Origin of the sequence: Brachyspira hampsonii 30446, from assembly GCF_000316195.1 — a bacterium.
Lineage (GTDB): Bacteria > Spirochaetota > Brachyspiria > Brachyspirales > Brachyspiraceae > Brachyspira > Brachyspira hampsonii_C.
This window is the reverse complement of sequence record NZ_JH994110.1, coordinates 560,682-573,637: the sequence shown is the minus strand read 5'-3', so window position 1 is coordinate 573,637 and position 12,956 is coordinate 560,682. Positions and strand designations below refer to the sequence as shown.

Annotated in this window: 12 protein-coding genes; 8 read left to right on the top strand and 4 right to left on the bottom strand. The window is 26.4% G+C overall.

Going from position 1 to position 12,956, the window contains the following annotated elements; all coding sequences use genetic code 11:
* Positions 1-135 precede the first annotated feature (135 nt).
* The 3 genes from A966_RS02575 to A966_RS13705 all read left to right on the top strand — a co-directional run bounded on the left by A966_RS02575 (position 136) and on the right by A966_RS13705 (position 2,296).
* The gene (locus A966_RS02575) at positions 136-963 is read left to right on the top strand and encodes a CAP domain-containing protein (protein ID WP_008722212.1); all 828 of its coding nucleotides are present in this window, start codon (positions 136-138) and stop codon (positions 961-963) included.
* A 436-nt stretch (positions 964-1,399) separates the two neighbouring features.
* The gene (locus A966_RS13710) at positions 1,400-1,627 is read left to right on the top strand and encodes a winged helix-turn-helix domain-containing protein (RefSeq protein ID WP_232817732.1); all 228 of its coding nucleotides are present in this window, start codon (positions 1,400-1,402) and stop codon (positions 1,625-1,627) included.
* 93 nt (positions 1,628-1,720) lie between these two features.
* Positions 1,721-2,296 carry a restriction endonuclease gene (locus tag A966_RS13705; RefSeq protein WP_232817731.1) on the top strand — a complete coding sequence of 192 codons (576 nt, stop codon included), beginning with the start codon at positions 1,721-1,723 and terminating at the stop codon, positions 2,294-2,296.
* Positions 2,297-2,652: 356 nt separating this feature from the next.
* On the opposite strand, the gene A966_RS02565 is transcribed toward A966_RS13705, so the two are convergent.
* The 4 genes from A966_RS02565 to A966_RS02550 all read right to left on the bottom strand — a co-directional run bounded on the left by A966_RS02565 (position 2,653) and on the right by A966_RS02550 (position 6,409).
* Positions 2,653-3,327, bottom strand: coding sequence for an SAM-dependent methyltransferase (locus A966_RS02565; RefSeq protein WP_008722211.1), 675 nt, complete (start codon positions 3,325-3,327; stop codon positions 2,653-2,655).
* Between the two features lie 10 nt (positions 3,328-3,337).
* Positions 3,338-4,366 carry an N-acetylmuramoyl-L-alanine amidase gene (locus A966_RS02560; protein ID WP_008722208.1) on the bottom strand — a complete coding sequence of 343 codons (1,029 nt, stop codon included), beginning with the start codon at positions 4,364-4,366 and terminating at the stop codon, positions 3,338-3,340.
* Complete coding sequence (locus A966_RS02555) at positions 4,359-5,684, bottom strand: CHAT domain-containing protein (protein ID WP_008722206.1); 1,326 nt, start codon at positions 5,682-5,684, stop codon at positions 4,359-4,361. The genes A966_RS02560 and A966_RS02555 overlap by 8 nt, the downstream gene beginning before the upstream one ends.
* Before the next feature lie 128 nt (positions 5,685-5,812).
* Entirely contained in the window at positions 5,813-6,409 is a 597-nt protein-coding gene (locus A966_RS02550; protein ID WP_039955432.1) for a hypothetical protein, read from the bottom strand.
* 200 nt (positions 6,410-6,609) lie between these two features.
* Between A966_RS02550 and rseP the strand changes: the two genes are divergently transcribed.
* The 5 genes from rseP (at position 6,610) to A966_RS02525 (ending at position 12,539) form a co-directional block, all read left to right on the top strand.
* Positions 6,610-7,974, top strand: coding sequence for an RIP metalloprotease RseP (rseP, locus tag A966_RS02545; protein WP_008722202.1), 1,365 nt, complete (start codon positions 6,610-6,612; stop codon positions 7,972-7,974).
* 170 nt (positions 7,975-8,144) lie between these two features.
* Positions 8,145-9,449 carry an AAA family ATPase gene (locus A966_RS02540; RefSeq protein WP_008722200.1) on the top strand — a complete coding sequence of 435 codons (1,305 nt, stop codon included), beginning with the start codon at positions 8,145-8,147 and terminating at the stop codon, positions 9,447-9,449.
* Positions 9,446-9,742, top strand: a complete 297-nt coding sequence (locus tag A966_RS02535) for a hypothetical protein (RefSeq protein ID WP_008722199.1) — start codon at positions 9,446-9,448, stop codon at positions 9,740-9,742. Before A966_RS02540 ends, A966_RS02535 begins: the two co-directional genes overlap by 4 nt.
* A complete protein-coding gene (locus A966_RS02530) occupies positions 9,739-10,053 on the top strand; it encodes a hypothetical protein (RefSeq protein WP_008722197.1) in 315 nt (104 codons plus the stop codon). Before A966_RS02535 ends, A966_RS02530 begins: the two co-directional genes overlap by 4 nt.
* A 74-nt stretch (positions 10,054-10,127) precedes the next feature.
* Positions 10,128-12,539: a TIGR03960 family B12-binding radical SAM protein gene (locus tag A966_RS02525; protein ID WP_008722195.1), complete on the top strand. Its 2,412-nt coding sequence runs from the start codon at positions 10,128-10,130 to the stop codon at positions 12,537-12,539.
* Positions 12,540-12,956: the final 417 nt, after the last annotated feature.

Here is a 12,956-nt window from a genome sequence, read left to right as displayed (position 1 = left end):
TAAAAATTTAAAGTTTAACACTTTTTAATTAATTATTTATTATTTTTACATAAACATACATAAATAGTTTTTTACTTTACATATTATATATTGAAAAAAAATTTTGTAAATAAAGTGTTTGGAGGTATCAAAAAAATGAAGTCATTAAAAATATTATCTTTATTATTATTTAGTTTTATTATTTATGCTCAAACATCTTTTTCACAAAATAATGATGAAGCATCTCAATTATTTCAATTAATAAACAGCGAAAGAAAAAAGTCATCTCTTAATGAATACAAAACAGAAAAACAATTACAAAATGCAGCAAACCAAAGGGCAAAAGAAATATCAGAAGGTATAAGAAAATCAATAGCTTTACAAGACAATAATATACAATTTGCCTCATACTCTGAAGGCTCTATTATTGCTGATATGAATGCTGAAGAAATATTTAATCAGATAATGAAAAGCCAAAAGAATCTGGTATTAAATAAAACATTTACCCATGCTGCTGTGGGAGTTTATGAAAAAGGAGACAAAAAATATTGGGTTATGCTTTATGTCTCTTCAAGAAATGGAGATATAATAAAAAGAGAATTAAATATACAAAAAGAGAGAGAAAGAGTAGCTGAATTATGCAATGAAGTGAGAAAACAAAATAATATATCTGTTGCCTTAGTGCTTGACAGTAAATTAAGCGAGGCAGCACAAAAAAGAGCAGAAGAGTTAAAGACTTTATTTTCTCATACAAGACCTAATAAAAAAGCATTTTCTACCATATTAAAAGAATATAATATAACTTACAAAACAGCTGGAGAGAATATAGCAAATGGTCAGGTAGATGCAGATGATGTTATGAACTCTTGGCTTAACTCAAAAGGACACAGAGCAAATATACTTAATAAAAGTTTCGGAAAAATAGGTGTTGGTGTATTTGAATATAATAACAGACTTTATTGGGTTCAGGTATTTACTGATTAATAATTTTTTATTTAATTAGAATATAATTAAAGAAAATTTCCTTTTTCATTTTATTTAAAAACCCTCCCTTTAAGATTTAAAGCATTAATTTAAATTAAAATTTTATTCATATTAAAAAGCATGCCCGCCCAAGTGTTAATTAGATTTAAAATCTATTTAACGCACGGTAAATGCATTTTCATAATAAATTTGAATTGTATCAATAATGAAACTTATATTTTTAATATTACTATGCGTGCGGTGAAAAAACAGCAAATTTAAACAAAGCTTGGGTGGGTGCTGTAATTTATAATAAAGCAGAAAAGAAAATAAAAATAAAATCATCTGTTTAGGCAGCATAGAATAAAGGGCGGGATTTAGAATAAAATAAAAAACATTGTAAAAAAATAATTATTGAAGTATCATTTTTAAATGAAGTAATAGGAGTTTTTTAATTATGGCACTTTTAACATATAGAGATTATGATAAATATGTATTAAAATTTTTTTATGATATAAATAAACCAGCACATAGAAAGGATACATACAGCAAATTAAAAGAGTATACCAATACATCCGATGAAGACTTTAATTTAATAACAAAAAATGGATATAATAAATTTAATTCTAGAATTCATTGGTCTTTAGTTGTTTTAAAAAAAGCTCAGTTAATAGAAAACACATAAAGATAAGTATATCAAATAACTGATTTCGGTAAAAAATTCTATGAAGAAAATCCTAACTTTGACTTCAAAACTTTAAAAGAAAAAACGCCTTATTTGGAAAACAGCAAAAATAATTCAAATTATGATATTGATGAAATAGAAGAATCAGAAGAAGATGAAAATAGAAACGAGATAGAAAAAAGCATCGAAGAGTATTATGAAAGCGTAGAGAAAGATATACTTGACAGACTTCAGTATATGGGTGAAAGTTCTGTTGATAAAGGTACTAAATTTGAAAATATATGTTTAGAACTGCTTGAGAAAATGGGTTATGGTAAAAAATACAGAACAGGAGGAAGCGGAGACAGAGGAATAGACGGTACTCTTACTATGGATAAATTTGGTTTTGACATTATAGGTGTACAATGCAAATGCTATAAAGAAAATAATAAAGTTAATGATACGGAAATTACAAAGTTTGCTCATGGGCTTAAAAATGTTAATGGCATAAACAGAGGAATTTTTATAACTACTTCAGATTATACTCCACAGGCTAAGAAGGTTGTAGAAGAATCAAAAGATATAAAAATAATACTTATAAACGGATATAGGCTCGCTAAATATATGCGTGAATATGAAGTCGGAGTAAAAGTTCTTGAAACTAGAAATATTTACGATGTGATAATATAGTATCACGAATTTAAATAATACTTTAGTTTGTACTTAAATTTCTAACGAAGTTATATCTAAATTAAATAATAAATTTTTATAATTTCTGTTTTTATTTTAATAAAAAAGCAAGCTTGATAAATTATTTTTTAATTTTAAATCTATCCTAATTCCCCGCCCTATAGGCTTGTTATTTAAATTTGCATTATAATGTTATTTTCTCTTTTTGTTTATACTAATTCATTAGCACCCACCCAAGTTGTTTTTAAATTTAAAAATTTCATTAAACGCACGGTGAATGAAGTTTGATATATAATTTAAATTGAATTGATAATTATATTTATATACTTAATTTTACTCTGCGTGCGTGTAAGAAATTAGCTTATAACAATAACAAATTCTCTTTTTTTACTGTCCTTATATTTATTATATATGTCTGATACTCTATCTATAATGATTTCTTCTCTGTCAGTTGTAATATCTAAACATAATGCTATTTCTTTATCTTTGGAATATACTTTTCTGATTGCATTAAGAACTTTACCCAATCTATATGGAGTATCTAATATAATAATAGGTACATTCAATTTTTTTAAATATAATAATTTTTTTTCACGATCTCTGTCATCACGCGGCAAAAGCCCTGCATAATAAAATTCTTTGAAATTAAAAGGCAAACACATAATAGCCGCTGTAACACTGCTTACCCCTGCTATAGGTCGAACCTTTATATTATGAGAATAACAATACTCAAGCAAAAGCCTCCCAGGATCTTCTAATATCGGAGTGCCGCAATCACTTATAAGAGTAACCGTTTTACAGTTTATAATCTTTGTCATTATTTCATCAATGTCTTTAGATTTTTTTGTATGCTCACTAAACTCTATTAAACATTCTCTGTTTTTATCTATATTAAGTAATTTGAAAAGTGTAGTGGCTTCTCTAAAACTTTCAACTAAAATAATATCACTTTCAATTAAAACTTCCTTCAATCTTTCAGTATTATCTTTATAATTACCTATATCTCTTGCAGCAATGTAAACAGTAAGCATATATATAATCCTATTTCCTCAATGAAGTATTTGTATCATAAGTCCAATTTGTACTTATTATGTTATTACTTATAAATATATTGGTAAAGAATGTATTAGTAAGGAAATTATTAGCTTTAGAACGCTCTTCCATTTCATTAATCTTCTTAACTTTAAGATTTAAAGCTCTAATAACCGCATAAGTTTCATTATCAATATTCCCATCTATTTTTTCGGGTCTGAAATGACATTGAAAAGCATAAAGCACCTTTCTGGAATCAAAATCCCAAACATTATTTGTAGGCATACTTGTATATCCGTATTTTATAAACTCTTCTTTTATATCCATTACTTTTGCTTTTCTATATTCATTATCATTTAAGAAATTGCTGTAATCATATTCATCATACCATATACCTAAATTATATTCATCATGAAGTCTTTTCCATGGGAATTTAGGTCCTGGGTCTTTTTTTCTGTATGGAGCTATATCAGAATGCCCCAATATATTATAAGGCTTTATTCCATATTTCTCTATTAACTCTTTAAGTAAATACGCTACCTTTTCTATCTGGCTATCCTCAAATTCTATGTACTCATCATAAGGAATAAAAAATAAATCTTCCCTTTGTTTTTTTGTCATTCTTCTTAAATCTTCATAAGTATTTGTAACCTTTCTTAAAAATCCTAAATTTACTATTTCTATACCAATAGAAGTATCATTCATAGTAAGTCTGTTATCAAACATAGTAACCCCCGCATGCCAAGCTCTATCATTATCATCAACAAGTTTATATATAGGTTCATCTTTTTTTGTAGTTATAAGATAATGTGCCGATACGCCAGGATCAGTTAATACTTTAAAAGATAAATCATCATTTAAAGCAGTATAATGAAGTATAATATATTTTATTCTTAAATTATAAGCAGGAGATTTAAAAGCACTTGACACCTTAGGAGCTATTTTCCTAGTTCTTATGGGGGTTATATTCTCATCATTACAAGATGTAAATGCTATTATTATTACTAATAAATAAATAAATCTAATATATTTAAACATATACAGGAACTCCGTTAAATCTATATCGTATAAACCCTTTATAGAATTCTTTAACTTCTACATAAGCAAAATAATATGCCTGTGCTGTATTTATTCTGGCATGCCTATGAAGTAAATTGCTGTAAAAACTGTAAATAAAATCTAAATACATACCATCAGCTAAAGAACCAATGCCTGAAATTACAGTGCTTACACCAGAAGAAAGAAGTGATTTTGTCAGCTTATTATCAGCTTCTTCCATATTGCATGCATTAATAAAAATAAGCGAAGGAGGATTTTGTAATGCAGTTACTGAATTTAGTATGTAATCCTCACTCAATTTTATTCCGTCTCTATATCCATGCGTTATAATATGAACTATATCATAACTTTCCAATATTTTAACAAACTCAAAATAATTATGCTCTTTTTTATATAAATCTATTTCTATATTTTTTATATTATTTTGCAATGACAAAATAGAATCTATCTCTCGTTTATCATATAAAATATCTTTATTTGGTATTGAAATAATAGCCATCTTTAATTTTTTATTGTCAATTTTCTTATTATGCAAAACATTAGATGCATTATTATATGAAAAGATTATATTTTCAGATAAAAATTTACCGTCAAAAGATAGTATCTCCCAAGGAATAGTGTATGTTTTATCGTCAAGATGAAGATAAACTATTCTAAATCCATCAAGCAAATGTTCTCTGAAGTCTTTTTCTGGAATTAGCATATTCATCAAATAACTTCCAAGTTCTATATATCTGTCTATACTTTTATTTTCACTATTTGTATATTTTAATAGACGAAGATATTCATTGTATATACTTTCATAAGCCTTGTTATCAAAAGGCTTTTCGTATTCTGCCACATAAAGAGAAGGATATGTTTCTATAGATTGATATTTGAAAATATTATCATTTATAGAACATGAAAAAAAGGTCTGTGATATATTATCATTTAAAAGTATTAATCTATCTTTTAATTTGGAAAATGTTTTATCATCTATTTCATATATTGCAAAATCTGAATACTTATCTTCTAATTTATAATATATTCCTCTTCTTCTTTTATAATTGTCAGTTATATAAATATTAGTATAGTCTTTGTTTGATGTTTCATTATTTTTATTATTTAAATCAATTTCATAATAACCGTATAATTTATTTTTTTCATTATCATACAAAAATATATTTATACAACTTTCATCTTTTTTGATACTCTTTAAAATTTTTTTTACAGATGCATTTTTTAAAGAAATATATTCTATACGATGAGATAAAAAGTATTCTCTATTTTGAGTTACAATATATGATTTACATGTCATTTAATAAACATCTTCTTTTTAAGTACAAACAATAATTATTTATTATACAGTAATTTTTTATATAATCAAATAAAATGTTTGTAAATAATTATAATCGGATAATATAAGAAGACATAAACAAAAATAAATTATTTTGTCTCAAATCCATCAAGAGTAAAAGTGTATGTATCACTGTCTGGAAGCAGTTTCAATGTAATTAAAGCTGTATTATTATATTTTTCTTCATCAAAATTATTTAAAGGTATTTCTATGATTATATCTTTTCTTAATATCAAATTAGAAAATTGTGCTCCTATCCATAAATAAAAATCAAGATTAAACTTTTCACTGCCTTCATTATATTCAAAGTACATATTGTCAAGTTTTATGTATTTTCCAGTGGTCATGGTCCTTCCCCAATCATTATTATTACACATATAATATCCGCCGTTAAGATCAGCATTATATGTACAGGTTTTATTGTTGAGGTTTATTTCAATTATGCTTGCATACATAGTTCCATTTTTTACGAAATATTTTGAACTAGAAGAGCCTTCTACTTTTAATTTGAAATTCATAGTTTTTTTAACTATTTGAGTATTATTATTTTCTCCGATGCCAGAAGTTTCATCTGAATTTTCAGTATTTTCATTTGAAGTATCTGTACTTACAGGATTCAATGCTTTATAATTGCAGCCGTATATAAAAAGACATACTGACAATAATATAATTAATGACTTCTTCATATAAAAAATTTAACAAATTGATTATATTTTGTCAATAGTTTTTGTTATATTTAAAGAATACATAATGTAAATCTATTGTAAATTCTTAAATTATAATATATTATGTTAATAATTTTGCGAAAACATATTGAAATAAATTTACATTGAATATATACTTATTAGTAATTATTCTTAATAAAATAATTTTTAGGAGGTTCAATTTGAGTTGGATAGGTGCTATTATACTATTAAGCGTGCTTGTATTTGTTCATGAAATGGGACATTTACTTGCAGGATTAGCAGTTGGAATAAAGGCTGAGGCTTTCTCTATAGGTTTCGGTCCTATACTTTTCAAAAAAGAAATTAAAGGAATAGATTTCAGATTTTCAATCATTCCTTTCGGAGGATACTGTAAGTTCAAAGGAGAGATTTCTGAAGACGGTAATGTAGAAGAGGGTGATTTTTTAAATATGTCTCCTCTTAAAAGAATAATAGTTTATTTTGCAGGTCCTTTCTTCAACTATTTATTTGCATTTTTGCTTCTTACAATATTGGTGTCTCTTCCTTCAAAAATAGATCTGTATTCTCCTACAGTATCAGTATTTAAAGACGGAAGATATATGCATTCTAAATCAGGCATAACATTAGCCTATGAATACGGTTTGCAAAGCGGAGATACTATTACAGCTATAAATGGAGTAAAAGTAGAATCTGACAATGATATACTAAAAACTATAAATGATGAGGCAATACAGAAGGCAGCTGAAGAGATAATTTTTAGTGTAAACAGAAACGGTGAGGCTATTAATATAACTATACCATCTGTTGAAATGCTTAAAGCACTAAGCGGAGAAAGAGCTTTAGGATTATATTTCGGAGATGACCTTGTAATAAAAAATGTAATTGCTGATTCTGCTGCTTCTGAGGCTGGGCTTATGGCAGGCGATAAAATAATATCTATTAATGGAATGAATGCAAGAAATATAGCTGATTTCAGACCAATAGTTATGGATAATGCTTCTCAGAAAATTAATATCACTGTAATAAGAAATGGTGAGGAGATTACAAGAGAGGCTATACCAAGACCTGTAACTTCAAAAACTATAGGTACTTACGGAAGTTTGGGAGTAGAGTTTGAAAGCACTCCTATGAGAGTTGAAAAAGTTGAGGGAATACCTTTTCCTAAATCAATACCTGAAGCTTTTAAAGAAACAGGTAATTATATAGTATCATATCTTAATGGTTTAAAATTATTATTTACAGGAAAATTATCAGTTCGTGAAAATTTAGGAGGACCTGTAAGAATAATACAGATTTCATCACAGGTTATTTCTGTTGATATAGAATACAGACTTAGAACAATACTTTCATTTACTGCTACTATAAGTTTAATACTTTTCCTAATGAATCTTCTTCCTCTTCCAGTAGTAGACGGCGGTATGATAGTATTTTCATTTATAGAGCTTATAATGAGGCGTCCTATAGACAGAAAAGTTTTAACTAAAATACAGGCTGTAGGCGCTGCTTTCTTAATAACTTTAGCTATATTTATAACTATTAATGATATAACACAGCTGTTTAGATGATGATTTATAAAATATTTTCATTATAAAATATTTTTAGAAAATAAATAATTAAGAGGTTTGTTTTTTAGCAGACCTCTTAATTGTATTAAACATTTAATTAATTTGAAATAAAGTATTAAGAAAAATAACCGAATTAAAATATATCAATTTTTAGAGAATACTATAAAAATATGAAACTTTCAATAAAGAATTTAGCAAAAATAAAAGAAGCCGACATTGAAATAGACGGAATTACAGTTATATGCGGAAATAATAATACAGGAAAAAGCACTGTAGGCAAGGCTTTATTTACTATTTTTGAATCTACACTAAATATAGATTATAGAATTAGGAAAGAAATATCTTCAAAAATTATTGATGTATTTATGAAAAGTGGAGTATATATACGTAATTCTTTTGTTCATAATAAAGCATATAATGGTTTCCGATTTGATATAGATAATTTAATTGATAAAATGTATTCAAATGATTATAATGATATTGATTCATTAATTAATGATTTTGTAAAAAAAAATATTGGTGATAATCAGGAAATTAGATTGATAAATGGAAATCGTATATATAGAGATTTTTCTTCTTCTTATTATATAGATATTTCTGATGAAATAAAAAAAATTATAACAACTCCAATTGATAGTATAAAAAAAGAATTAATTTCAAGATATTTCAGATCTATTTTTAATGAACAGATAAATAACATAGATAAAATCAATATTGCTTCTTTAGATTTAATTATTAAAGGAAAAACGAATCAAATAATATTTAATCAAAATCAATGTGAAAACTTTAATGAAGAAATAATTATAGGGAATAATATTTATTATATAGATAATCCTTTTATTATCGATAAAATTAGTACTAGAACTAACGGATATACTCTTATAGAAAAAAAACTTATTAATACACTCAAAAAAGATTACACTAATAATATGCTTGAAAATATTATAGATTCTGTACAAAATAAAGAAATTTTAGACAAAATAAAGAAATTATTTGATGATGCAGTAAATGGAAAAATTAATTCTATAGGCGGATTTTATTATTTAGATAAATTAAGATTTGAAAACCTATCTGCTGGAATAAAATCTTTTATTATAATTAGAATGTTATTAGAAAACGGTTCTTTAAAAGAAAAGGATTTACTAGTATTAGATGAGCCTGAAATACATCTTCATCCTGAGTGGCAGCTTTTATATGCAGAAACTATAGTATTATTACAAAAATATTTAAATTTAACAATTACAATAACAACTCATAGCCCTTATTTTTTGGAAGCTATTAATGGATATTCAAAACTGCACAAAATTCATAACAGAGTAAATTTTTATTTTGCTGAAGCTGATGATAATAATAATGTAGCTATAAATAATGTTAATGATAATATAAACTTAATATTTAAAAAAATGGCAGATCCTTTAAAAAAATTGAGAAATATGAGAATAGAAGAATTTGATAATTCAAAAAGCGAAGAATGAAAGATAAAGTTTTAAAAGAAATTCATGATTATATAGTACCTATTTTATTTAAAAATAGAGAATATGATTTAATAAAAACATTAAAAGAATCTTCTTACTCAGAAGCAAATAATCAGTATATGACAGAATCAAATTCTCTAGTAATAAAATGCGAAAACTTAAGAGATGCATATTGTTCATATAATAAATATAGCCAGCAAGTAAAATCTGTAGATGCCGTATATAAATTTGAAAATAAAAAAATATATTTAATAGAGTTTAAAAGCGGTGCTGTTAAAGGTAAAATATATTGAAAAAAGGTGAATCTGTATTTAATATACTTAAAGATTTAAAATTTTTTGATGATAAAAAATATCTGTCATATATAGTTGTTTATAATCCTAAAGATATACCTAGAGAAAGTTCTGAATTAGAAGATATTACAGATATTATACTTGATTTTTCTATAGATACTAAATGTATGAATGAAATTAAAGATTATAAAAATAAAGAACTTCATGATATATATTCATTAGAAGAAAATTTTTTTTATGAAGCATATTTCTGCACTAAAGATGATTTCAATAATTATATTGTCAAAGAATTTGAAGAAGAAGAAATATAAATAATAATTTGTATAATAACAAACTTTACTATATAATACTAATTCAAAAAAATAATCAGGGTAATTATAATAAAATGAGCGAAAATTTAAAAAATGAAATACTAGAACTTGTAAAAAGTGAGGATATAATAAAACCAACCAGATATTTGGGAGGCGAGATAAATGCTATAATAAAACCAGATATGCCTTTTAAATTTGTTATGTGCTTTGCGGATATGTATGAAATAGCCATAAGCAATTTGGGGCTTTCTATACTTTATGAGGTTATCAATTCTATTGAGTATGCATCATGTGAGAGGGTATATGCTGTTGCTGAAGACTTTGAAAAACTTTTGAGAGAGAAAAATATACCTCTTTACACTTTAGAGACTTTCAGAAGAGTAAAAGACGCTGATGTATTGGGTTTTACTTTGCAGTATGAGCTTATATATACAAATATACTTCAGGTACTAGAATTAAGCCAAATACCTATACATAGAGATGAAAGAGGAGAAGATGTACCTATAATAGCTGCAGGAGGACCTAGCGTATTTAATCCTTTTCCTTTGTCTGATTTTATTGATGTTTTTTTATTCGGCGAGTTTGATATTGAGATGAAGAACTTTGTTGATATAATTTATAATCTCAAAAAAAACGGGGCAAAAAGAGATGATATATTAAAAGAGCTTTCAAAACTTGAGTATGCCTATGTGCCTAAATATCCAAGAGAGAATGTTAAGAGAATATTCGTTGAAAACATTAATGATATGCCTTATGTTAAAAAGCCTTTAGTTCCTCTTGTAGAGGGCATACAGAACAGAATATCCGTTGAAATAGCTAGAGGCTGTACTCATAGCTGCAGATTCTGTTTAGCTGGTATTACTTACCGCCCTGTAAGAAACCGCACTATAGAAAAAATTGTTGATATATCAATGGAATCATTAGAGGCAACTGGAGCTAGTACGCTTAATTTATTTTCACTTTCAGCTGATGATTATCCGCATATTGCTGATTTGATAGAATATTTGCAGACACTTGGAGAGCATAAAGGATTTTCTTTATCTCTTCCTTCCCTTAGAATAGACTCATTCGATAAAGACACCGCTAATAGAATAGCACAGTTTAGAAAAACAGGGCTTACATTTGCATTAGAAGTAGGAAGCCATGAATTAAGAGAAAAAATTAATAAAGAAATGGATGAAAACGCCATATACAATATACTTGCCGATGTTCAGAAAATGGGCTGGAAAATAGTAAAGATATATTTTATGATAGGCTTTACGGATAACCCAGACAAAGAAGCCGATGAAATAATAGAAGCTCTTGAAAAAATGATTAAAGTATCAAAAAACAAAGTAAAAATCAATGCCGCTATTAATGTATTTATACCAAAGCCTCATACTCCTTTAGAAAATAATAATCAGCTTACAGATGAGGAGGCTATTCATTATATAGGAAAAATACGGGATCATTTCAAAGGAACTAAAGTAGCTATAAAATATCACCCTCCAAGAATGGCAGAGATTGAGGGAATAATATCAAGAGGTGATGAAAAAATAGGTAATATTATTTACAAAGCATACAAAAAAGGTGTAAGATTCGATGCTTGGGTAGAACATTTTAATTATGATGCTTGGAAAGAAGTAATAGAAGAAAGCGGATATACTATAAAAGAATTATTAAGCAAACAAATAAATATGCCTTGGAAATGTATTGATACTCTTGTAAGTCAGAAGTTCTTTGATAAAGAATACGAAAGATTTCAAAATGGTAAGTTTACAGACTACTGCTTTACAGGTAATTGTCAAAACTGCGGTATAGACTATAAAAAATACTGCCACAAATACAAAAAAGAAGTTTTAAATACCAATTTTACTCAAATGGTTGAAGAATTAAAAACATTAAAAAAACGAGATATATTTGCTGTAAATCATAAAGTGTTTATGAAATTCAAAAAAGAGGGTATATCTTCATTATTAGGAATGCATGATTTATCTCGTGTGATGATATGTGCTTTAAAAATCGCAGGGGCTAGTATATCATTAAGCAAAGGTTTTCACCCATTGGAAAAAGTGGTATTTACTCCTCCAACTCCTTTCGCTTGCGAGAGTGAAGCTGAGTACATGGAAGTGAGTTTAACTGACTCTATAGATATAGAATTATTAAAAAACAAAATTAATAATCTTCTTTCACATATAGGCATAGAAATAGTGAGTGCAGTTTCTACTCCTACAAATGCTAAAAATATACAGTCTCTTCCAAAGAACACTATTTATAAAATTAAAACAAGCGATGATAAAAAATCTTTTAATATACTCTCAAATAAAGAAGATTTAAAAGCTAGCGAAGAGCGAAAAGGTGATTATTTAATTATAAATAAAGATAATAATTTACTTATAACACTTTTAGAGAGCAGCGAAAAAGCTATAAGGGTACGAGATATAAAAAGCTATCTCTCAAAAAATGATATTAATATAAAAAATATCAGGAAATTAGAGATAGTTTAATATATGATTTAATACTATAAAAAACAGCGAAGCAGCAGTTTGTATGAGCTAAATAAAGTCATAAATTTAAAAAAATTGGGCGGGCAGCTAAAATAACTGTTTTAATCTATAAAGAAAAATAGTACAGAAATTACATAAGAAATTTCAAAGATAGAGGGTGGGCAAATGTAATTAATTTTTTAAACTTTTATTACATACCCCGCCCTTTATTATTTATTACTACTTCTGAATTTTAATATTAATTAGCTCTATAGCCTAATTAGAATCTTTAGCACCCACCCAAGATTTATTTAAACTTATAATGCATATACCGCACGGTGAATGCATTTTTATATATAATTCAAATTGAATTGATAATTAAATTTATATTTTTAGCTTTGCTCACCGTGCGTGAAAATAATGCCCAAAAATTAAAAT